Origin of the sequence: Pandoraea sp. NPDC087047, from assembly GCF_044745225.1 — a bacterium.
Lineage (GTDB): Bacteria > Pseudomonadota > Gammaproteobacteria > Burkholderiales > Burkholderiaceae > Pandoraea.
In genome coordinates this window covers 98,555-119,728 of sequence record NZ_JBIUZU010000003.1, presented here as the reverse complement: position 1 = coordinate 119,728, position 21,174 = coordinate 98,555, and the positions used below count along the sequence as shown (strand labels likewise).

Here is a 21,174-nt window from a genome sequence, read left to right as displayed (position 1 = left end):
GGAAACGACTCACCGGCCATCCCTGGAAGGATCGCCGGCGGGCCATGCAACGCAGAGGACGGGTTCAGCCCGGAAGAGCGTCGTCCTCGCGTTCTGCGCGGGCGTCGCGCCGCAGCAGCGCTTCTACCGCCGCGCGGGCGGGCAAACCGTCGAACAACGTGGCGCACACGGCGTCGGTAATCGGCATCTCGATGCCATGCGCGCGCGCAAGATCGCGCACCGCACGCGCACATCGTACGCCCTCGGCAACGTGTCCCAACGACGCGAGCACTTCGTCCAGCGACTTGCCCGACGCGAGCTGCAAGCCGACGGTACGGTTGCGCGACAAGTCGCCCGTGGCGGTCAGAATCAGGTCGCCCATGCCGGCCAGTCCCATGAATGTCTCGGGCTTGCCGCCCAGCGCAACGCCAAGACGCGTCATCTCGGCCAGACCGCGTGTGACCAGCGCCGCGCGTGCGTTAAGGCCGAGGCCAAGGCCGTCGCTCACGCCCGTCGCAATCGCGAGCACGTTCTTCACGGCGCCGCCGACTTCGACGCCGACGAGGTCGTCGCTCGAATAAATGCGCAACGCACCGAAGTGGCATGCGGCAATCGTCAGTTCGCAAAGCGCGGGCACGGCACTGGCGATCGTCAATGCGGCCGGCAGCCCCTGCGCGACTTCGCGCGCGAAGCTCGGCCCGGACAATGAACCACCTGCCACTTTCGGAAAGACCTCGGCCACGATCTGGTGCGGCAGCAGGCCGGTGTCGGCCTCGAAACCTTTGCACAGCCAGATCAGATTCTGCGGCGGCGTGCCCGCGTTCGCCAAATGGCCAGCCAGGGCGCGCAGACCGGCCACCGGCACGGCAGCGACACACAATGCGCGCTCGCCCGTGCCATGCGCCATCGCCGTTGCGAAATCGGTTTCGAATCGCAGACGGGGGGACAGCGGGGAGCCGGGGAGGTAAGCGGAATTCTCGTGGGTGGCGGTCAGTTGTGTCACGAGCGCAGCATCGCGCGCCCAGAGGACAACATCATGGCGTGCCGCCATGTGACTCGCCATTGCGGTGCCCCAGGCACCTGCACCGAATACGGCAATCTTCATGTGGGAGACCTCGACGCCATGGCCAGCACGATACCGGCCATGGCGTCGATCAAGCGCAAGCGCTTAGTGGGTCTGGGCGGACGAGCCGTCGGGCATCACGATGCCCGACGCCGGCGTCTCGCCGTTGGCCGCTTGTTGCTCGGCCAGTTGTGCCAGACGTTGCTCGTACAGCGCCTGGAAGTTCACTTCCGCCAGATGGATCGGCTGGAAACCGGCACGGCTGATGGTGTCGGCCACGTTCGCGCGCAGGTACGGATACACGATCGTCGGGCAGGCGATGCCGATGAGCGGATCGAGCTGCTCGACCGGCACGTTGCGGATTTCGAAAATACCGGCTTGCTTGCCTTCGACCAGGAACGCGACCTTGTCCTTGATCTTGGCCGTCACGGTGGCAATCACGGCGACTTCGAAGATTTCCTCGGCCAGACGCTCGGCAGCGACGTCCAACTGCACTTCAACAGTCGGCATCTCCTGCTCGAGGAAGATCGCGGGCGAATTCGGCTGCTCGAGCGACAGATCTTTCAGGTAAGCGCGCTGGATGCTGAAAAACGGCTGATTCTGGTCGGACATTTCGTTTCCTTGGAATGAAGACAGCCGCGCAGTCACGCGGCTGGGCGCCTATTTTGCAGGCGGTATCAGGCAGCTTGCAAGAGCGGCAAGAGACCACCGGCACGATCGAGCGCCGACAGATCGTCGTAACCGCCAATATGACGCTCGTCGATATAAATTTGCGGCACCGTACGACGACCGGTACGCGTCATCATTTCTTCACGGCGGGCAGGTTCCTTGTCGATCAGAACCTTCTCGATCTCCTGGACCCCGCGCTGGCGCAGCAGACGCTCCGCCATCTGGCAGTACGGGCACACTTGCGTGCTGTACATCACGATCTTCGGCATGACTTGCAACTCCTTGATTACTTGACGACCGGCAAGCCGGCTTCTTGCCAGGCGGCGATGCCGCCCTGCAAGCTGAACGCCTCAGCATAACCAAGATTGCGAAGCAGCGTCTGAGCGCGCGCCGAGCGTTGACCGCTCTTGCACACGATGAGTACCGGTGCCGCCTTGTTTTTAATGACCTGCACGACCTTTTGCTCCACGTCGTCGAGCGGCACATTGCGCGCAGACGGCAGGTGGCCTGCGGCAAACTCCTCTCCCGTGCGGACATCGAGCACCACGGCGCCCTTACGGTTGATGAGCTGGGTCGCTTCCATGGTCGACAGACCGCGACCGCCACGCTTGAATACCGGCCAGGCCAGCATGCCGCCCGAAACGAGAGCGATGGCGATCAGCGCGAGGTTGGTGTAATCGGCAAAGAACTTCACAAACCACCTGAAAAATATCAAAAGAATCCGATCATTATAAAATATTCCGTGATTGCGCCGACGGGTCTCGTTGCCAATCGTTGCGCCCGACGTCGGCGGCCCTTGTATTGAGCCCTCAAACGTTCCGGAAGTGCTGCGGCCAAACCCTTGCCGGGCCTGGCTGTGCCGTGCGCTGCGAACCGACCCGGCCCCCCGTCGGCTGCCCCCGCTTTCCAACTCTGACTGAAGTCTGCACATGTACAAGCTCGTTCTCATCCGCCACGGCGAATCGACGTGGAACAAGGAAAACCGCTTCACGGGCTGGGTCGACGTCGACCTGACCGAAAAGGGCGTCGCCGAAGCCAGCCACGCAGGCAACCTGCTCGCCGAGGCCGGTTTCAAATTCGATCTCGCCTATACCTCGGTGCTCAAGCGCGCGATCCGCACGCTGTGGCACGTGCAGGACACCATGGACCAGATGTGGATCCCGGTGGTGCATAGCTGGCGACTGAACGAGCGTCACTACGGCGCGCTGGCCGGTTTGAACAAGGCCGAGACCGCCGCGAAGTACGGCGACGATCAGGTGCACGTATGGCGTCGCAGCTACGACACGCCGCCGCCCCCGCTGGCCGCTGACGACGAGCGCAGCTCGTACAACGACCCGCGTTACGCCAAGCTCAAGCGCGAAGAGATCCCGCTCACCGAGTGCCTGAAAGACACCGTTGCCCGCGTGCTGCCGCTCTGGAACGAATCGATTGCCCCCGCCGTGCGCGCCGGCAAGCAGGTTCTGGTGGCCGCACACGGCAATTCGCTGCGCGCCCTCATCAAGCATCTCGACAATATTTCGGACGACGACATCGCCGGCCTGAACATCCCGAACGGCACGCCGCTCGTGTATGAACTGAACGCCGAGCTCAAGCCGATCCGTCACTATTACCTGGGCGATCAGGACAAGATTGCCGGCGCACTGGCCGCCGTCGCCGCGCAGGGCAAGTCGAAGTAATCGAGTCAGCACGCGAGCAAAGCCGGCAAACGACGCCGGCGCGCGATGTCAGCGGCAAAATCACCCCTTGGAGGGAATCGCCCTGACGTGGCGCTCGAGCGCACTGCGTCTTCGCGGTGCGCTCGGCGCTTCCTACTCTGCTTCCTACTCTGCTTCCTACCCCGCTTCCGACGCCGGCTCCGGCGCGAACGCCCGTCGGACGTGCCATTCTCCCGCCATACTCCCGTCACCCTCGTGCCGCCCCTCCCTCGCGCCATACTCGGGGAATCCCTACGCCTTGCCACTCGGGCACGCCTAACCGTAATACGCGGTAACACGACATCGACGCCCCTCGTGGCACCTTCGCTGCGGTGCGCGATCCCCGTCCAGAGCGCGTCACATCAGCGAAAGCCGTGCGTGCGCGAGGGGCGTTGGACGAAATTTGCCTCACAACGTGGCGTTGAACGAAACTTTTCGTAGAACCACTCCGGAAAACTCCCGTCGAACGGGCAATGTCCCGCCTGCGGGCAAACGGTTATACTTCGCCAAAGTGCGCGCGCCCATTGGCGTGCGCCCCAAAATTCCGGAAATTCCACGCCTATATGCGCCAAACCCTCAAACACATCGGCCTGATCGTGCTGGGCCTCGCGACCGGTGCGGCTGCCACGCTCGCGTTCTCGCAGGCGTCCGCACAAAGCGCTACGACACCGTTGCCGCTCGAACAGCTTCGTCTGCTGGCTGAAGTGTTCGGCCAGATCAAGCGCGAATACGTACAGCCGGTCGACGACAAGAAGCTGTTGACCGCAGCGATCAAAGGCATGGTGTCGAGCCTCGATCCGCACTCGTCGTACCTCGACAAGGAAGAATACAAAGAGCTGCAGGAGCAAACGCGCGGCCGCTTCGCCGGTCTGGGCATCGAGATCTCGCAGGAAGACGGCCTCGTGAAGGTCATCTCGCCGATCGAAGACAGCCCGGCGTTCAAGGCCGGCCTGAAGCCCGGCGACCTGATCACCCGCATCGACGACAAGCCCGTACGCGGCATGACGCTCGACCAGGCGGTCAAACGCATGCGCGGTGCGCCGGGCAGCAAGGTCACGCTGACGATCTTCCGCAAGTCGGACGAGCGTACGTTCCCGGTCTCCATCGTGCGTGCCGAGATTCGTGTGCAGAGCGTCAAGGGCAAGCTGCTCCAGCCGGGCATCGGCTACGTGCGCATCACCAGCTTCCAGGAACGCACCGTGCCGGATCTGGCCAAGAAGCTCCAGGAACTGGCCAAAGACCAACCGCTCACGGGCCTGATTCTCGACCTGCGTAACAACGGCGGCGGCATTCTCCAGTCCGCAGTCGGCGTGTCCGCTGCGTTCCTGAAGGAAGGCGCCGTGGTCGTGTCGACCAACGGTCAGATCGAAGACGCCAAGCAGACGTACAAGGCAACCTTCGACAACTACCGTCTGTCGGCGAGCCCGGAAGATCCGCTCAAGGGCGAAGCCCCGATCTGGAAGACGGTGCCGATGGTAGTGCTGGTGAACGCCTACTCGGCCTCGGCCTCGGAAATCGTGGCAGGCGCGCTGCAAGACTCGAAGCGCGCGATCATCATGGGCAAGACGACGTTCGGCAAGGGCTCGGTCCAGACCGTACGTCAGTTGTCGCCGGACACCGCGCTGCGTCTGACCACGGCTTACTACTACACGCCGAGCGGCCGCTCGATCCAGTCCATCGGTATCAAACCGGACGTGCCGGTCGACCAGAATCCGAAGGGTGATCCGGACGACGTGCTGGTCACGCGCGAAATCGATTACCAGAACCACCTGCACAACACGCAAACGCCCGACGAGCAGAAGGAAATCGACGCCCGCGAAACGCGCCGCCTGGAAGAACTGCGCCGCCTCGAAGAAGAGAACGCGAAGAAGACGCCGGAAGAGCGCAAGAAGGAGCGCGAAGAACGCCTGCCGGATCTGGGCAGCGCCGACGACTTCATGCTCCAGCAAGCCGTCCACCAGCTCAAGGGCGAGCCGGTGCAGCGCACCAAGTCGCGTCTGGAAGCCAACGCCGGCCCGCTGCCGAAGGACGCGGCTTCGAAGGCCTCGGCACCTGCCGCTGGCGCCAAGACGGATCCGAAGACGGACACCGTCGTGCCGGCCAAGCCGTCGGACAAGAAGTAAGCATCGGCTTTACACTACAAACCGTGCCCGCGAAAGCCGGCACGGTTTTTTTATTCCATTCCGTTTTGCGATGAACGACGAACAGCTGCTGCGTTACTCCCGCCACATCCTGCTCGACGAACTCGGCATCGAGGGCCAGGAGCGTCTGCTCGCCGCGCACGCCGTGATCGTGGGGGCAGGCGGTCTCGGCTCGCCCGCCGCGCTCTATCTGGCGGCCTCCGGCGTCGGACGCATCACGCTGATCGATGACGATGTCGTCGATCTCACCAACCTGCAACGCCAGATTCTTCACGACACGAACAGCGTAGGCCGCCCCAAGGTGATCTCCGGACGGGAACGCATCTCGCAGATCAACCCGGACGTCGTCGTCGAAGTCGTCAACGAGCGCGTGGACGAAGCGCGCCTCACGGCGCTCGCGCGCGACGCCACCGTCGTGCTCGACGGTTCGGACAATTTCGCCACGCGCCATGCCGTCAATCGGGCTTGCGTCGCGGCGGGGGTGCCGCTCGTGTCTGGCGCCGCATTGCGCTTCGACGGGCAGATCAGTGTGTTTGACGTGCGTAACGAAGCGTCACCCTGCTATGAGTGCATCTTCCCTGCCGACGAACCCTTCCCCGAACAGGCCTGCGCCACGATGGGCGTGCTCGCACCCCTCGTCGGCATCATCGGTAGCATGCAGGCGGCCGAGGCGATCAAGCTGATCACCGGCGTAGGCTCGCCGCTCGTCGGTCGGCTACAGATGCTCGATGGACGCAAGATGAGTTGGCACACCATGCACTGCGCCCGCAATCCGGAGTGCAAAGTCTGCGGACAGCGGCATTGATACTTTGAGGAAAAGCTGACGTTGCTCTCGGCGGCGTCCCAATTTTCCGATGCAAAAAAGCGGACGTTCCCGTCGAAGGAGCGTCCGCTTTTTTGTGAGTGATGCGAGGGGGGACTTTCGAGAACTGTGGCCCTCGACGTCGACAGCGGGCTCAGGCCACCGCCAGACGCGCCAGTGCCGCCTGCATCTCCTCAGGCTCGGTTGCCGCGAGCAGGTCCTGAACCGGCCGCTCCAGATCGGGCAAGTGCGCGCGCAGGATCTCTTGCTTGACCTGAAGCAACTGGCTCGGGTGCATCGAAAACTCACGCAGCCCCATGCCGAGCAGCAAACGCGTTGCCGTCGGATCCCCCGCCATCTCCCCGCACACGGCCACGGGCACGCCGAATGCGTGTGCCTCGCGGATCGTCATGGCAATCAGACGAAGCACCGCCGGGTGGAACGGGTCATACAGATGCGCGACGGCGTTGTCCGCCCGATCGATGGCGAGCGTGTACTGAATCAGGTCGTTCGTGCCGATGGACAGGAAGTCGAGCCGCTTCAGGAACATCGGCACCGTTAGCGCGGCCGCCGGCACCTCGATCATCGCGCCGAGCTTCACGTTCGGGTCGTAGAGCAGGCCTGCGGCGTCGAGTTGCGCTTTGGCTTCGCGCACGAGTTCGAGCGTCTGATCGATTTCCTGCGCGTGCGCGAGCATCGGGAACAGAATCTGCACCTTGCCGAACACCGACGCGCGCAGAATCGCACGCAACTGCGTGAGGAACATACGCGGCTCCGACAGGCTCCAGCGAATGGCCCGCAGGCCCAGCGCCGGGTTCGATGCCGTCTCGTACGTCTCGTGACTGTCGAGCGGCTTGTCGGCCCCCACGTCGATGGTACGGATCGTGAGCGGCAGGCCCTGCATCCCCTCCACGGCACGCTTGTAAGCCTCGAACTGCGCCTCTTCCTCCGGCGCTTCCTCTTCGTTCATGAAAAGGAATTCCGTGCGGAACAGCCCCACCCCGACCGCGCCCGCCGCCACTGCGGTCTTGGCGTCTTCCGGCAATTCGATGTTGGCGAACAGCTCGATGGGCGTGCCGTCGATGGTCTGCGCCGGCGAGTGCTTGAGGCGCTGCAAACGACGCTCCTCGAGCGCACGCTCGCTTTGCCGGTAGCTGTACTCTTCGAGCACGATCGGCGCCGGATCGACAATGACCATGCCGCTATCGCCGTCGATGATGATGACGTCGTCCTGCTTGATAAGCAGGCTGGCCTGCGCCACGCCGACCGCCGCCGGAATCCCCAGGCTGCGTGCAACGATCGCGGTGTGCGACGTCTTGCCGCCCAGATCCGTGACAAAGCCCTTGAACGTCTGCGACTTGAATTGCAGCATGTCGGCCGGCGCGATGTCGCGGGCCACGACGATCATGTCGTCGCGCGGCGTCTCGGCCACCACGTGACGAATGCCGGGCGCACCGGCGAGTGCCTTGAGCACGCGCTCGGTCACCTGTTCGATATCCGCGCGACGCTCGCGCAGGTATTCGTCTTCGATGTCTTCGAAGCGGGCGACGAGCACCTCGAGTTGCGTCGTCAGCCCCCATTCCGCGTTGTAGCGTCGCTCGCGAATGAGCTTGATGACGGCGTCGACCAGCAGCGTGTCGTTGAGGATCAGGGAGTGAACGTCGAGAAATGCGCCCATCTCACCAGGCGCGTCGTCCGGCAGTTCGTCCTTGAGGGTATCGAGTTCATGCTGGACGGTCGCCTGAGCGCTGCGAAAGCGCGCGATCTCGTCGTCGATCTGGCTGGGATCGAGCAGATAGTGCGGGACATCGAGGGTGGCGGGCGCGAGCAGATAAGCGCGTCCGATCGCGATGCCGCGCGAAACGGGAATGCCGTGCAGGGTGAAAGACAAGGAAGTCTCCCCAATTCAGAGGCGGATGATTCAACCGTGTGTGTTTTTGCTGTCGTCGAGGACAGTGAGCGGTGGTGCGGTGAAAGTACGGTCCGCGTGACACAGCGCGCCTGCCGACGCCGCATCACCGCAGCAAACCGTTATTCCCCTTCGCCGAACTTGTTCGCGATGAGATCGAGAATTTCCTTCATGGCCTGCGCCTCGTCCGATCCCTCGGTCTCGACTTCGACCTTCGCGCCGATCCCGGCCGCCAGCATCATGACGCCCATGATGCTCTTCGCGTTGATTCGCCGACCGTTCCGGGTCAGCCAGACCTCACTCTGAAATTTCGCCGCCAGTTGCGTCAGCTTTGCAGATGCCCGGGCGTGCAAGCCCAATTTATTTACGATCGTCGTTTCTTGTCGAAGCATGTTTCAGTGTGACGTAGTGTGTGTGGCCGGCGCACCCGCGCCGACTTCCAGAATACCTTTAGATCCGCCCGAAAGCACCTTCTCCGCCAGCGTGTCGAGTGGCACCGAGCGATAGCACACCGCTTTGATGAGCATCGACAGGTTCACGCCTGCGAGCACCCGCACTTTCGGCCCTACCAGTTGCGCCGCCACGTTCGACGGCGTCGCCCCGAACAGGTCGGTGAGGACCAGCACGCCATTTTCTTCGCGTAGTTGCGCGAGGCGTTCCTTTGCGACGTCTACCAGCGCCGCCGTGTCCTGGTCGGGGACAACGTCGATCGCGCTGATGCGCGAAGGACAACCGCCGTAGATGTGCGATACACACTCGCGAAGTGCCGAGGCAAGCGGTGCGTGGGCAATGATCAGAATTCCAGCCATGATGCTAGGCGCGCCGGGCGCCGCGAGTGTCCGGGATACAAACACATCGGCGAACGCGAGCCTGTCGATTTTGGGATTCTTATTTTAGCAGGCGCGCAAAAATCCCGAATTAATCCTGAAATTTCATCAGGTTAGGGCCCTTCCCAAACGGCTACGCCACGGGCAGGCCCCTGTCCGAGTTACACCGCCAGTTCCAGCGCGTCGATGAACATCTTGGGCACGTCGAAACCGGTCTGATCCGTGATTTCCTGGAAGCACGTCGGACTCGTGACGTTCACTTCCGTGAGGTAATCGCCGATGATATCGAGACCCACGAGCAACAGGCCGCGTTGCCAGAGCGTCGGCGCCAGCGTCTCGGCAATCTGACGATCGCGCGGCGACAGGTCACGCGCTTCGCCAACACCACCGGCGGCGAGGTTGCCGCGCACTTCGTTACCCTGCGGAATGCGTGCGAGCGAATGGGGCACCACTTTGCCGCCGATCACAAGCACACGCTTGTCGCCCTTGGCGATATCGGGAATGAAGCGTTGCGCCATCACCGAGCGGGCGCCGTTCTCGCCAAGCATCTCGATCACCGAGCCGAGGTTGCGGCCGTCCGGGCCAATACGGAACACGCCCGTGCCGCCCATGCCGTCGAGCGGCTTGTAGATCACGTCGCCATGTTTCGCGTGAAAATCACGCAGACGCGAGGCGTCACGCGTGACCAGCGTCGGCGCCACGAACGGCTGGAATTCGGCGATGGCGAGCTTTTCGGAGTGGTCCCGAATCGCGCTCGGCTTGTTGAACACGCGGGCACCGGCACGCTCGGCGATCTCCAGCAGCCACGTGGCGTTGATGTACTCCATGTCAAACGGCGGATCCTTGCGCATGATGACCGCGTCGAACTCGGTGAGCGCGGTGAGTGCGGTGAGTGCGGTGAGTGCGGCGTCCCGCGTGGCGACAACTTCATACCAGACGTCTGCATCGCCCGTCAGACGAATTTCCTTCACTCGCGCATCGACCGTTGCGCCGTTCCACGCCATCTCGTGCGGCTCGCACGCAAAGATGCGATGCCCGCGACGCGCACCTTCGCGCATCATCGAGAACGTAGTGTCCTTGTAGATTTTGAACTGGTCGAGCGGGTCGGCGATAAAGAGAATCTGCATCGATCGGCGGGAGTCTTGGGGGTTCGGATGCACACACCGCAGGCTGCGGCGACAGGCGTCTATTCTAGCCGAGGCGTCGTTTTGCCGCTGCGCAGTGCTTGCGCGCGGTTTCCGGTCTGATGCCGCGCCAGTTCGATACCGGGTGCCGACGTCCTGTGCGGCCAATCCGTTGCGCACATCAAGCGCAACTTGCGCCCGCAGTGGCGCCCGCGCCGCCCAACCCATACAGGAGAGACGCATCGCGCACCGGGTCCAGACGCGCCCGCATGAGCGACAAGTGCGTCTTGAGCGTCTGCACCCCGATCGCACACGCTTCTCGGGTTTGCGTACGCGACTGACCGGCCAGCAAGCGCATCGCAATCTCCCGTTGTACCGGCGTGAGCGGCGTCTGCGAGAGTCGCTGTAACAGGCGGATGGCGGGCGGCACGGCGAGATGCAGCGCGATGCGCACACGGTCGGTCACGCCCCCGCCCATCCCGCACAAATGCGTGGCGTGCAGGTGCAGCGTACCGCCCGGCACCGGCACCGCCGCACACACCTGTGCGCTCGCGGGCGTTGCGCCCGACGGGTGGAGCGTCAGTTCGTCGGCGAGGCGTTGGCACGCTTGCACAACGACGCACGCGTCGTGCCAGGCGCCGCCCGGCACGAACTGCCAGACCCGGCGCATCAGCGCCAACGCGACCGGATCGGCCCACTCCGGCTGGCGACGGTGCCAGATCAGCGTGCCGACGGCATCCGCCCCGACCGCGCCGAGCACGCGCTGACCGAGATCCGGGCCGGGAGACGTCGTGATGGCAAGTGGCGGGAAATGGGGACGTTCAGGCGCGCGGGCAAATTCTGCGGCGGCGGTTTCGAACGCCGTCACTTCCCGCGCGTTGAAACGCGCACGCGTGCTATTTCGCGACACCAGCAGGCGCAGCGCTCCGATGGGGGCGGCAGTAAGCGTCCCGGCCTCCTGACATTGCGACAAGTCATCGGCCGATCGGGCGACGGGCAACAGGCAGACGTCGAGCAGATCGCCATCGGGCAGACATCCGTCCAGTTCAGGGGGACGATGGAGCGGAGCCGGCAACGCGGCGCTGTTCCCCCCGCAGCCTCGGCTGCCCCGGACGTGCCGAACATGGCTGCACAGCACTTCGCCTTGCGAGAGCGAGCGTTGCAGCTCGCTCAGAGGCGGCATCGTCCAGCCACAGGCAGCCAGACGCTCGCACGCCTGCAGGGGCGCCTGCGGTGCGTACCAACAGGTGGCGTCCGGCGCCCCGGTCCTATCGGCGGATTCGCCAACCCTGCCGGGTGTCCCGGAGCGCCCGGCTGCGCCGGATGCATGGCACCAGAGCGCCGCCACGCTGTCGGCACCCAGCCAGACCCGCAGCGTTTCCAGCCACAGCGGCAGATAGCCGAGCGTAGGGACCGGCAATTGATGGCTTTGACGCAGGCATGTCCGTAAATCCCCCAACATTCCCACGTACCTCCCAGTCAGAAACAATTCCGAGGAAATTTCCTATTCGACTTGAACGCAGGCAGATATCCCCCGTTCGGGGGATGTTCGATGCGTCAATCGGCCGCATCATCGCTTCACTGCTGACGCGAACCAAACGGACAGGACAGTACACCGATCCGAAACGAGAAGGGGATGCGCAGAGAACCAGTTTGCGGGGGGGCCCGCTCAGGGAAGCCCCGATTTCCGGTCGTTGCATGAGGCGACCGGTAAATGTGACGCCCGGCTAGTCGGGGGGCCAGCCGGGCGTCTTTTTCTTTTCGCGTCTCAGGGCGAGACGCGTCAGAGACCATCGCTACGCGACCACGGCCTCAGTTCAAATTCAGTCAATTCCCAGCAAAAAACCCAACGCATACTGCGGATCGTCGTCCGTTGCTGCGCCCGGCATATGGGCAATCAATACGTTTCCGGGTCCGGATCGGTGCGTTCGAGTTCAACCGATGCTGCGAGCAGCGCAAGACGCGCCACCACGCCATACATATAGAAACGGTTGGGCGGCGCAGCGCCCGGTTTGGCGTGGACGTCGGGCAGCGCCGTGTGCTCGAAGGCGAGCGGCACGAAGTGCATGCCGGGGGCGTTGAGATTCTCGTCGGTGCCGCGCCCGGTGTGGACACGATAGAAGCCGCCGACCACGTAGCGATCGATCATGTAGACGACCGGCTCCGCCACCGCTTCGTTGATGCGCTCGAACGTATAGACGCCTTCTTGCACGATCACGTCGTGCACTTCGAGACCTTCCTTGACCACGCTCATCTTGGTCCGCTCGCGTCGATTCAGGTTTTTGATCTCGGCGGCGTCGTGAACCATCATCACGCCCATGCCATAAGTGCCGGCATCGGCCTTGATCACGACGAACGGTTTTTCGGTAATGCCATACTCGCGGTACTTCTTGTTGATCTTCTTGAGCACGGCGTCGACCGTGTCGGCAAGTTTCTCCTCCCCCACACGCTCATCGAAATCGATGCCCTCGCACTTGGCGAAGTACGGGTTGAGCATCCATTGATCGACGTCGATCATCTTGGCGAACTTCTTGACGATGTCGTCGTAAGCCGAGAAGTGCTGGCTCTTGCGACGCACGGCCCAGCCTGCATGCAGCGGCGGCAGCAGGTATTGCTCGTGCAGCCCTTCGAGAATCGGCGGAATCCCGGCGGACAGATCGTTGTTGAGCAGAATCGAGCAAGGATCGAAGTTCTTGAGCCCCAGACGGCGCGGCGTGCGCTCCAGCGGCTCGATCACGACGTGCTGGCCGTCGGGCAATTCAATGGTCGTTGGCTCGGTGATGTCGTCCGACAGGCTGCCCAGACGCACATGCAACCCGGCGTGACGCATGATCGTCGACAGACGAGCAATGTTCTGCAGATAGAACGAGTTACGCGTGTGACGTTCGGGGATCAGCAGCAGATTCTTGGCGTCGGGGCAGATCTTCTCGATGGCGGCCATGGCGGCCTGCACAGCGAGCGGCAACACTTCGGGTGCCAGATTGTTGAAGCCACCAGGGAAGAGATTGGTGTCGACGGGGGCGAGCTTGAAGCCGGCATTTCGCAGATCGACCGAACAGTAGAACGGCGGCGTATGTTCCTGCCACTCGAGCCGGAACCAGCGCTCGATGGCGGGCGTCGCATCGAGGATCTTCTTTTCCAGGTCGAGCAAAGGGCCTTTCAGGGCCGTGACGAGATGCGGAACCATGCTTCTCTCATATCCAGATGGAATATCGATTGTAGAGCATACGCCCGGCGCCTCCGCCGTTTGCCATACCCCAGGAAGGGGCACCGTAGCGTGCCGGCGGCTTCGCGCATCGCCGTTCTTCAACGAGCAATGCCGGCTGGGCGGACATGAATCGGCAGGATTGGGGGAGGTGCGGTGCGATGCCGCGATGAGAAGAGATGGGGACAGAACCGGAAATCACAAGCACGGCGTGCGCACAAGCGTCGGGACAACCATCCGCACAAGCCGCGGACAAAAAAACGGGCACCCCTTCGGGTGCCCGCGCAATGCCGGGGCCGGCTGTCCGACCGGGCTCCAGCAACTCCTTCTGCGCGCCCCAGACCGGGCGCTTGTCCGACGTCAGCGAATCCTTGCCGACTCGCTGGTATCTATTGATGCGTATTAGTCCTGCGGGTACCCCCGGTGTCGCCAAGGGCGCACCCCGGCCGAAGCCGGGGCTAAACGGTGCGATGAGACAGATGCAAAGTGCGATTCAGACGACCCGCCGCCGTGGCTGACGAGCCGTGAGCAACGCTCGGATACGATCCGCCGTCATCAATTGTGGTACGCCGATTCGCCGTGCGAGGTGATGTCCAGACCTTCGCGCTCTTCGTCTTCCGGCACGCGCAGACCCAGCACGATGTCGGCAATCTTGAACGCGACGAAGGCGACCACACCCGACCACACGATCGTGGTCAGCACGCCCTGGAACTGAATCCAGACCTGAGCGGCAATCGAGTAATCCGGCGCGACCTTGTTGGCCACGTAGTCGTAGATACCCGTGCCGCCGAGCGACGGGGCAGCGAACACACCCGTCAGAATCGCGCCGAGCATACCGCCCACGCCGTGCACGCCGAACACGTCGAGTGCATCGTCCGCCTTGAGCAGGCGCTTCAGGCCGTTCACGCCCCACAGGCAAATCAGACCGGCGAGCAGGCCGAGCACGATCGAGCCCATCGGACCGACGAAACCGGCGGCCGGCGTCACGGCCACCAAACCGGCCACGGCGCCCGATGCGCCACCGAGCATCGACGGCTTACCCTTGCCAATCCATTCACCGGCCGTCCACGACAGCGTGGCAGCGGCGGTGGCGAGCAGCGTGTTGACGAACGCGAGTGCTGCGCCGCCGTTGGCTTCCAGACCCGAACCGGCGTTAAAGCCGAACCAGCCGAACCAGAGCAGCGAGGCGCCGATCATCGTCATGGTGAGCGAGTGCGGCTTGAACGCTTCCTTGCCGAAGCCTACGCGCTTGCCAACCATGTACGAGCCCACCAGACCCGCGATAGCAGCGTTGATGTGCACCACCGTGCCGCCTGCGTAATCGAGTGCGCCTTTCTGGAACAGCCAGCCTGCGTGTGCGGTGGCGGCGTCTGCGGCGGCCTGATCGGTGTAGGCGTCAGGACCGGGCCAGAACCAGACCATGTGGGCCATCGGCAGGTACGAGAACGTGAACCAGATCACCGTGAAAAGCAGCACGGCCGAGAACCGGGCGCGTTCGGCGAAGGCGCCGACGATCAGCGCGCAGGTAATCGCCGCGAACGCCGCCTGGAACGCCATATACGCGTACTCCGGCACGTTCACGCCCTTGCTGAAGGTCGCGGCAATCGAATCCGGCGTCATGCCCTTCAGGAACAGACGGTCGAAGCCCCCGAAGAACGCCCCGCCCTCCGTGAACGCGATGCTGTAACCGTAGATCGCCCAGAGAACGACCACGAGCGAGAAGATGATGAAACACTGCATCAGCACCGAGAGCATGTTCTTCGAGCGCACGAGACCGCCGTAGAACAGGCCCAGGCCGGGCAGCGTCATGAGAATCACAAATGCGGTGCAAGTCAGCAGCCAGGCCGTGTCGCCCTTGTTCGGCGGCACGGGGGTAGCCGCGGGAGCGGCAGGTGCCGCCGTTGCGGCCGTCGCTGCCGGCGCCGGTGCGGCAGCAGGCGTGGCGGTTGCAGCAGCGGGTGCAGGTGCGGCAGTTTCCGAAGCGGCCGCAGGCGCCGAGGCGTCCTGCGCGAGTGCGGCGGTAGCGCCGAGGCCCAGGGTGCCGGCAACGCCAGCAAAGGCGGCGGCGAGCAGGAGTTTGGCAAGCAGTTTTTTCATGATTGTTGTCTCTTATGTAGGACCTTTACAGCGCGTCTTCGCCGGTCTCTCCAGTACGGATACGGACCACGTGCTCGACGTTGGACACGAAAATCTTGCCGTCGCCGATCTTGCCGGTGCGGGCTGCCTGCTCGATGGCGTCGATCGCCTGATCGAGCATGGCATCGCCGATTACCGCCTCGATTTTCACCTTCGGCAGAAAGTCGACGACATATTCTGCACCCCGATACAGCTCGGTATGGCCCTTCTGGCGGCCGAAGCCTTTGACTTCGGTCACGGTAATGCCGGCCACTCCGATGTTCGAGAGGGCTTCACGCACCTCGTCGAGCTTGAAGGGTTTCACAATTGCGGTAATCAGCTTCATGATGAGTCGCTCCTTAGAATGTCTTCGACAACCCTACGACGACCGTCGCCTTGGAGAGCACTTTGCCGGAATTCGCGGCCGTGTAGTACTTCTCGTTGGCGTTCGTATCGACGTAGGCGACCGACACGCTGAAGTTCTTGCCCAGATCTTTCGCCAGGCCGATCTTCCAGTCGGTATAGCTTGCGGCGCTGAAGTTATGCACCCACTGATGCCCCACGTGACCCACGGCCGAGAGACCCCAGAAGCCGATGTCGTAGGTGCCCGTCAGGTCGAGGTAGCCGCTGTTGGTCGTGTCCTGACCATCGGGGCTCACCAGCCCGAACAAACGGGTAAGCGAGTGCGAGTACTTCAGCGTTACGGTTTTCCAGCCCACGGCGGCATACAGTTCGAACGTATGCGGACGCGGGAAAAACTGACCGGACGGATAACTGCCCGGGTAGTAATACTGCAAACCGCCGAAATCGACGGTCCAGTCAGGGATGATTTCCTTCTTCCAGCCCCCATAAAAATCCGTCTCGATGGGGGCACTGACTGCCGAATTCCCATCCGAAATCCAACTGATGTTCGATGCCCACACACCGGCGTACAGCCCGGATTCATGCGTGAGATCGAAACCACCTTGCACCGCCGGACGCTTGCCCGTCTGCGAAATACCGCGGAAACGGTAGTCCGAGAACAGGCCGATATTGGCAGTTACCGTCAGCGGCTCTGCCGCTGCGGCCGCTGCGTCGGCGGGCGCTGCTGGTGCGGCCCCGTCGGTACTCGCCTGCGCATACGCGCCGGCGGACACCGAAATCGCACCGAAGAACACAAAGCCAGCCATCGCAGTTGACACTTTTCTCATCACTTTCCCCTTAAGTTGAATTTTTCAACGTCTTGGTACAGCGTGCGGCAGGTTCCGGGACTGAGTAGAGCAACTCTCGTGCCAGCGCCTTCGACCGCATGTGCTGCGTCGCGCAAGATACGAATTTCGGGATAAAAAATTGGCAAATTTCGGGGGTGATGAGACGAGCGAACAACGTCACCTATAGGCAACGAAGCCCGACAAACTGAGTCGAACCCTCAACCGGTATGGCTTGGACGGCCCCCTGCGCTGGCTGGGCACAGGAAACGGTGATAGAGTTGCGCCAACATTGAGGGCCGCACCCGATGCACCACGTTGCACCGGTCAGACAGGCCTGCCGAAGCACATTGACGGTGCAAGCACCACATTGGTGCGGAGAAACGACGAGAGGAAGGCTTATGAAACCGAACGAGATCCTGCAAGACATGCAAGCCAAGGTGAGCGAGATGCTCAAGCAATCGCCCGCCAAGGATATCGAGCGCAACGTCAAGAGCCTGCTCAACCAGGGCTTCACCAAGCTCGATCTGGTGACCCGCGAGGAATTCGATGTGCAGGCACAAGTACTCGCCCGCACGCGCGAAAAGCTCGAAGCGCTGGAAAAGCGCGTGGCCGAACTCGAAAGCCAGCGCCGCGAAGCGCAAGACTGACCAGGCAGCACACCGACAGGGGCGCGAAAGCGCCCCTTGTTGCGTCTGGGCTCACGTGCCAGCGCGATGTCGTCAACAAAGGCAGGCACCGACTCACGCCACCTTGCCCCGCTCTGTCCCGCTTTGCCCCGGCATCCCTCACGGATTCTCGGAGTGCTATCGGAATCCTCCTAGCGACCCGGCAGACGATTCCGGCGAGACGGCACCGTCAATCCGAAAACACCCTCCCCACCCTGCATTTGCTCCCTTAAGGCGTTGCGCACCCACGCGTTCGACGACGACTATTGACGCCATCGATGCAGCGCGTTGCGATCATTGCGGTCGCTGCGATGGTTGCGATCTCCGAGGGGGAAGTCATGTCATTGGCAGTTGTCAGCAGCCGCGCGATTACCGGGATGGCGGCGCGCCCGGTCACCGTCGAGGTGCATCTGGCGAACGGGTTGCCCGGCCTGTCGCTGGTCGGGCTGCCGGATACCGAGGTCAAGGAAAGCCGCGAGCGGGTGCGCTCGGCATTGCAGAACAGCCGCTTCGAATTCCCGGCGCGGCGCATCACGATCAATCTGGCGCCGGCCGACTTGCCGAAAGCCTCCGGCTGCTTCGACCTGCCGATTGCGCTGGGCATTCTTGCGGCGAGCGGTCAGTTGCCCGAGGCGGGACTGCGCGCCCATGAGTTCGCGGGAGAATTGTCGCTCACCGGTGAATTGCGTTGGGTTCGCGGCGGGTTAGCGATGGCGAGCGCAATGGCGGCAGAACCGTCGTCACGCGCGCTCGTGCTGCCCGCAGGTAGCGCGCAAGAAGCCGCGTTGGTCGAAGAAGCAACAGTCTACGGAGCGCGCACCTTGCTCGACGTCTGCGCCCATCTCGCCGAGCCGGACGTCGCAACACCGCTGCGGCGCGCCGTCGCGCCACTGGCACTCGCCGGGCCGGGGGCGGGCGGTCACGGGGCGGCCATGACGGGCGGGATTACCGAGACGGACGATATCGCCGACATGGCGGACATAAAAGGGCAAGCGCATGCCAAGCGCGCATTGGAAGTGGCGGCGGCAGGCGGGCATCACATCCTGTTCTACGGCCCGCCGGGCACCGGCAAGTCGATGCTGGCGACGCGTCTCGCAGGCCTGCTGCCAGCGTTGAGCAAAGCGCAAGCGGTGGAGGCTGCTACCCTCGCCAGCCTGAGCGCGCAAGGCTTCGATCTGCGCCATTGGGGACGCCGCCCCTTTCGCGCGCCGCATCACACGGCATCGGCAGCAGCCCTCGTGGGGGGCGGCAGTGCACCGCGTCCGGGGGAGATCAGTCTCGCGCATCGCGGGGTGCTCTTCCTCGACGAATTACCCGAGTTCCAGCGCCGGGTGCTCGAGGTGCTGCGCGAACCGTTGGAGTTAGGGCATGTAACGATCTCACGCGCGGGCGGACATGCCACGTTCCCCGCTGCCTTCCAACTCGTCGCCGCGATGAACCCCTGCCCTTGCGGCGATCTGGGACATCCCTCGCGAAATTGCCGATGCACGAGCGAAGCGGTGGCGCGATATCGCAACCGCCTCTCAGGTCCGCTGCTCGATCGCATCGACCTGCACGTCGAGGTGCCCGCACTGAGCGCGGAAATGTTCGCCGCCCCGGCCAGCGGCGAGCGTAGCGAAGTCGTGGCTGCTCGCGTCAGTCTGGCGCGAGCGCGTCAGGTGTCGCGTCAGGGGCAATTGAATTGCCACTTGTCGAGTCGTGCGTTGGAAACGCAATGTCCGTTGCGCCCCGATGCGAAGGAAGTTCTCCACCGCGCAGTGACCCAGCACCATTGGTCGGCGCGCACCTATCACCGCGTGCTGCGCGTGGCTCGCTCCGTTGCCGATCTTGCGGATTGCGAAGCGATCGATGCGCACCACATCGCAGAAGCCGTGCAGTATCGCGAGGCCCCGCAGTCATGACAGATCATTCGAGGCACTCGCTGCCGGGCCATCGCTCATGTTGGCAAGCGGGCCGTGCTGCCATTCGACGAAAACCCGCCGGCACAGTGCTGCGTAGTTGCTGGGCGGCGTCACAACGTCAACGGCGAAGATTCGCAGACGCGAGCGAGTGCCGCATGCTCCGGCGCTTACCAGGAAGGGATGACGGTCCCGTTGAACTTGGTCAGGATCATTTGCTTGATCTTGTCGGACTCGAAGATCTTGATGAAACGCGCGATGCGCGGGTCGTCCTTGCGGTCCGCGCGAGCGGCCCAAATAATGGCCCACTGCGATGTCTTGTCTTCGAGCAGCAGCGCGTCCTTGGGATTGAGGCCCGCCAATACCCCCTTGTTCAGGTTGACGACGCCGGCGTCGACATCGACCAGCACGCGCGGCACCTGAACTTCATCGAGCAGCACGATCTTCAGGTGCTTGGGATTCTCGCTGATGTCGGTCAAACCAACATTGATGCCCGAGCTGGTCTTGAGCTTGATCAGGCCGGCTTTCTGCAACAGAAACAAGGCACGTGCTTCATTGGCGGGATCGTTGGTGATGGCGATCTTGGCGCCGTTGGGCAAACGGTCCAGCGACTTCACCTTGGTGGAGTAGATGCCGGCCGGCGCTACGTAGCTGGGTTTGATCGCCACGATCTTGTAACCGCGCGACTCGTTCTGCCTGAGCATGTACGGCACATGCTGGAAGTTGTTCAGATCGATATCGCCGGCCTGGGTCGCTTCATTGATTTGCGTAGGTTCGGTGAATTCGATCACCTTCACGGGGAAGCCCTCGGCGTTCGCAATCTTGGCCGCCTCCTGAAGGAAGTCGCTGTAGGGTCCGGGCGAGGCGCCCACGCGCAGCGGTGCGTCGGCAGCGAAAGCCGGTGCTACCGAGGCCAGGGAGAGCGCGACACACAGCATATTTTTCTTGACGACGCGAAGCAGATTCACGATGGGCTTCCAGGATAAAAGTTGAGTCGGGATGAAAGGTCCAGCGATGAAAAACGAGGCCGGAAACGACACCGGAAATGGCATCGGGAATGACGCCAGAAGCGCCGCATTTCACACGCCGTTATGCGTATCGTTATGCCTATTTCTCTCGGGCGAGAAGCCAGGTTTGCTTCGCGCCCGCCTGAACCGGAATGGCCTATTGCGCCGCAAAGCGTCGCGGGCGCAGTCCTGCCTGAAACCAGTTCACCAGCGATACCGTGTCGTAGACCGGCACGCCATAAGTGGCCTGGATATCGGCGGTAAAGGGTGCGAGGTTGGTGCATTCCAGAACGATCGCCCCGACGCTCGGATGCGTCTTTACGAGGCGGCCCGCCAGCGCCAGCACTTCCTCGCGCAGCGTTGCATACGGCACCGTGTCGTCGCCTTCCCGAATGGCGCGCACGAACTCCGAATCCGGCGGCATACCGAGCACCGGCGTGGCAGGATCGATGCCAACGGCTTCCAGGTACTTGCCGCTCAACGACTCGGCGTTATAGGTGAGGATGCCGACTTGCTTGTCCGAGGCGATCAGGCGCTTGACGATCGGCACCTGAAGCAGGGCGCTGGTCGCCACCGGAACGCCGCAATAGTCGGCCAGTTCCTGCTGATAGATGGAGAGGAACCCGCAAGTGGTCGTGATGCCATCGACCCCGGCGTCCACCAATTCACGCGCCGCTTTCTTGAAGGGTTCCAGCAGGCTGCTGTTATGCAGCTCGGTCATCTTCGCCGGGATCGCCTCCTCGACGATGCGGTATTGCACCGGGAACGACCAGGTTCCTGCGTGTCCGATGTCGCCCAGATAGCGCCGGAAATGCGTCTTCACCATCAGGATGCCGACGCTCACGCCATAGTAGGTTTTGAGGCTGGGTTGTTCGCTCATCGTCAC

20 protein-coding genes are annotated in these 21,174 nt (G+C 63.1%); 5 read left to right on the top strand and 15 right to left on the bottom strand.

Translation table 11 applies throughout. The annotated features are described in order from the left end of the window. Positions 1-64: 64 nt before the first annotated feature. From ACIPHM_RS06075 to ACIPHM_RS06060, 4 genes are all read right to left on the bottom strand, one after another. Complete coding sequence (locus ACIPHM_RS06075; RefSeq protein WP_400325569.1) at positions 65-1,084, bottom strand: NAD(P)H-dependent glycerol-3-phosphate dehydrogenase; 1,020 nt, start codon at positions 1,082-1,084, stop codon at positions 65-67. A 63-nt stretch (positions 1,085-1,147) separates the two neighbouring features. Next, positions 1,148-1,654 (bottom strand): protein-export chaperone SecB, encoded by a 507-nt coding sequence (gene secB / locus ACIPHM_RS06070; protein WP_400325567.1) that lies wholly within the window; start codon positions 1,652-1,654, stop codon positions 1,148-1,150. Positions 1,655-1,719: 65 nt separating this feature from the next. Beyond that, a complete protein-coding gene (gene grxC / locus ACIPHM_RS06065; protein ID WP_309396017.1) occupies positions 1,720-1,980 on the bottom strand; it encodes a glutaredoxin 3 in 261 nt (86 codons plus the stop codon). Positions 1,981-1,997: 17 nt separating this feature from the next. After that, complete coding sequence (locus ACIPHM_RS06060) at positions 1,998-2,405, bottom strand: rhodanese-like domain-containing protein (protein WP_400325563.1); 408 nt, start codon at positions 2,403-2,405, stop codon at positions 1,998-2,000. Between the two features lie 235 nt (positions 2,406-2,640). On the opposite strand from ACIPHM_RS06060, the gene gpmA reads away from it, so the two are divergent. The 3 genes from gpmA (at position 2,641) to ACIPHM_RS06045 (ending at position 6,351) form a co-directional block, all read left to right on the top strand. Further along, positions 2,641-3,387, top strand: coding sequence for a 2,3-diphosphoglycerate-dependent phosphoglycerate mutase (gpmA, locus tag ACIPHM_RS06055; RefSeq protein ID WP_400325561.1), 747 nt, complete (start codon positions 2,641-2,643; stop codon positions 3,385-3,387). Positions 3,388-3,968: 581 nt separating this feature from the next. Further along, complete coding sequence (locus tag ACIPHM_RS06050) at positions 3,969-5,528, top strand: S41 family peptidase (protein ID WP_400325558.1); 1,560 nt, start codon at positions 3,969-3,971, stop codon at positions 5,526-5,528. Between the two features lie 70 nt (positions 5,529-5,598). Continuing rightward, complete coding sequence (locus ACIPHM_RS06045; protein WP_400325556.1) at positions 5,599-6,351, top strand: HesA/MoeB/ThiF family protein; 753 nt, start codon at positions 5,599-5,601, stop codon at positions 6,349-6,351. Positions 6,352-6,502: 151 nt separating this feature from the next. Here ACIPHM_RS06045 and ptsP read toward each other — a convergent pair whose 3' ends face one another. The 9 genes from ptsP to ACIPHM_RS06000 all read right to left on the bottom strand — a co-directional run bounded on the left by ptsP (position 6,503) and on the right by ACIPHM_RS06000 (position 16,718). Further along, positions 6,503-8,239, bottom strand: a complete 1,737-nt coding sequence (gene ptsP / locus ACIPHM_RS06040; protein WP_400325553.1) for a phosphoenolpyruvate--protein phosphotransferase — start codon at positions 8,237-8,239, stop codon at positions 6,503-6,505. Positions 8,240-8,379: 140 nt separating this feature from the next. Next, positions 8,380-8,649 (bottom strand): HPr family phosphocarrier protein, encoded by a 270-nt coding sequence (locus ACIPHM_RS06035; protein ID WP_400325550.1) that lies wholly within the window; start codon positions 8,647-8,649, stop codon positions 8,380-8,382. 3 nt (positions 8,650-8,652) lie between these two features. Then, complete coding sequence (locus ACIPHM_RS06030; RefSeq protein ID WP_069340374.1) at positions 8,653-9,066, bottom strand: PTS sugar transporter subunit IIA; 414 nt, start codon at positions 9,064-9,066, stop codon at positions 8,653-8,655. Between the two features lie 179 nt (positions 9,067-9,245). After that, positions 9,246-10,211 (bottom strand): glutathione synthase, encoded by a 966-nt coding sequence (gshB, locus tag ACIPHM_RS06025; protein ID WP_400325548.1) that lies wholly within the window; start codon positions 10,209-10,211, stop codon positions 9,246-9,248. 178 nt (positions 10,212-10,389) lie between these two features. Next, positions 10,390-11,670 (bottom strand): helix-turn-helix transcriptional regulator, encoded by a 1,281-nt coding sequence (locus tag ACIPHM_RS06020; protein ID WP_400325546.1) that lies wholly within the window; start codon positions 11,668-11,670, stop codon positions 10,390-10,392. 435 nt (positions 11,671-12,105) lie between these two features. After that, positions 12,106-13,395 (bottom strand): glutamate--cysteine ligase, encoded by a 1,290-nt coding sequence (gene gshA, locus ACIPHM_RS06015; protein WP_400325543.1) that lies wholly within the window; start codon positions 13,393-13,395, stop codon positions 12,106-12,108. Positions 13,396-13,968: 573 nt separating this feature from the next. Next, the gene (amt, locus tag ACIPHM_RS06010) at positions 13,969-15,510 is read right to left on the bottom strand and encodes an ammonium transporter (protein WP_400325540.1); all 1,542 of its coding nucleotides are present in this window, start codon (positions 15,508-15,510) and stop codon (positions 13,969-13,971) included. 25 nt (positions 15,511-15,535) lie between these two features. Continuing rightward, positions 15,536-15,874: a P-II family nitrogen regulator gene (locus ACIPHM_RS06005; protein WP_047906773.1), complete on the bottom strand. Its 339-nt coding sequence runs from the start codon at positions 15,872-15,874 to the stop codon at positions 15,536-15,538. Positions 15,875-15,887: 13 nt separating this feature from the next. Further along, a complete protein-coding gene (locus tag ACIPHM_RS06000; protein WP_400325537.1) occupies positions 15,888-16,718 on the bottom strand; it encodes a TorF family putative porin in 831 nt (276 codons plus the stop codon). Positions 16,719-17,116: 398 nt separating this feature from the next. Here ACIPHM_RS06000 and ACIPHM_RS05995 point away from each other — a divergent pair, with 398 nt between their 5' ends. Continuing rightward, complete coding sequence (locus ACIPHM_RS05995) at positions 17,117-17,365, top strand: accessory factor UbiK family protein (protein ID WP_400325535.1); 249 nt, start codon at positions 17,117-17,119, stop codon at positions 17,363-17,365. A gap of 356 nt (positions 17,366-17,721) precedes the next feature. Beyond that, positions 17,722-19,284, top strand: coding sequence for a YifB family Mg chelatase-like AAA ATPase (locus tag ACIPHM_RS05990; RefSeq protein ID WP_400325532.1), 1,563 nt, complete (start codon positions 17,722-17,724; stop codon positions 19,282-19,284). A 167-nt stretch (positions 19,285-19,451) separates the two neighbouring features. Here ACIPHM_RS05990 and ACIPHM_RS05985 read toward each other — a convergent pair whose 3' ends face one another. Continuing rightward, the gene (locus ACIPHM_RS05985) at positions 19,452-20,249 is read right to left on the bottom strand and encodes a MetQ/NlpA family ABC transporter substrate-binding protein (protein WP_400325530.1); all 798 of its coding nucleotides are present in this window, start codon (positions 20,247-20,249) and stop codon (positions 19,452-19,454) included. Between the two features lie 196 nt (positions 20,250-20,445). Next, positions 20,446-21,168 carry an aspartate/glutamate racemase family protein gene (locus ACIPHM_RS05980; RefSeq protein WP_400325527.1) on the bottom strand — a complete coding sequence of 241 codons (723 nt, stop codon included), beginning with the start codon at positions 21,166-21,168 and terminating at the stop codon, positions 20,446-20,448. Between the last annotated feature and the right edge of the window lie 6 nt (positions 21,169-21,174).

Excerpts from the sequence above, each read along its gene's own strand:
- secB (WP_400325567.1), bottom strand. The coding sequence starts at position 1,654 with ATGTCCGACCAGAATCAGCCGTTTTTCAGCATCCAGCGCGCTTACCTG.
- gshA (WP_400325543.1), bottom strand. The coding sequence starts at position 13,395 with ATGGTTCCGCATCTCGTCACGGCCCTGAAAGGCCCTTTGCTCGACCTG.
- ACIPHM_RS06045 (WP_400325556.1), top strand. The coding sequence starts at position 5,599 with ATGAACGACGAACAGCTGCTGCGTTACTCCCGCCACATCCTGCTCGAC.
- gshB (WP_400325548.1), bottom strand. The coding sequence starts at position 10,211 with ATGCAGATTCTCTTTATCGCCGACCCGCTCGACCAGTTCAAAATCTAC.
- amt (WP_400325540.1), bottom strand. The coding sequence starts at position 15,510 with ATGAAAAAACTGCTTGCCAAACTCCTGCTCGCCGCCGCCTTTGCTGGC.
- ACIPHM_RS06035 (WP_400325550.1), bottom strand. The coding sequence starts at position 8,649 with ATGCTTCGACAAGAAACGACGATCGTAAATAAATTGGGCTTGCACGCC.
- ACIPHM_RS06030 (WP_069340374.1), bottom strand. The coding sequence starts at position 9,066 with ATGGCTGGAATTCTGATCATTGCCCACGCACCGCTTGCCTCGGCACTT.
- ACIPHM_RS05980 (WP_400325527.1), bottom strand. The coding sequence starts at position 21,168 with ATGAGCGAACAACCCAGCCTCAAAACCTACTATGGCGTGAGCGTCGGC.
- ACIPHM_RS05990 (WP_400325532.1), top strand. The coding sequence starts at position 17,722 with ATGTCATTGGCAGTTGTCAGCAGCCGCGCGATTACCGGGATGGCGGCG.
- ACIPHM_RS06005 (WP_047906773.1), bottom strand. The coding sequence starts at position 15,874 with ATGAAGCTGATTACCGCAATTGTGAAACCCTTCAAGCTCGACGAGGTG.
- ACIPHM_RS06020 (WP_400325546.1), bottom strand. The coding sequence starts at position 11,670 with ATGTTGGGGGATTTACGGACATGCCTGCGTCAAAGCCATCAATTGCCG.
- ACIPHM_RS06075 (WP_400325569.1), bottom strand. The coding sequence starts at position 1,084 with ATGAAGATTGCCGTATTCGGTGCAGGTGCCTGGGGCACCGCAATGGCG.
- ACIPHM_RS06000 (WP_400325537.1), bottom strand. The coding sequence starts at position 16,718 with ATGAGAAAAGTGTCAACTGCGATGGCTGGCTTTGTGTTCTTCGGTGCG.
- grxC (WP_309396017.1), bottom strand. The coding sequence starts at position 1,980 with ATGCCGAAGATCGTGATGTACAGCACGCAAGTGTGCCCGTACTGCCAG.
- gpmA (WP_400325561.1), top strand. The coding sequence starts at position 2,641 with ATGTACAAGCTCGTTCTCATCCGCCACGGCGAATCGACGTGGAACAAG.
- ACIPHM_RS05995 (WP_400325535.1), top strand. The coding sequence starts at position 17,117 with ATGAAACCGAACGAGATCCTGCAAGACATGCAAGCCAAGGTGAGCGAG.
- ACIPHM_RS06050 (WP_400325558.1), top strand. The coding sequence starts at position 3,969 with ATGCGCCAAACCCTCAAACACATCGGCCTGATCGTGCTGGGCCTCGCG.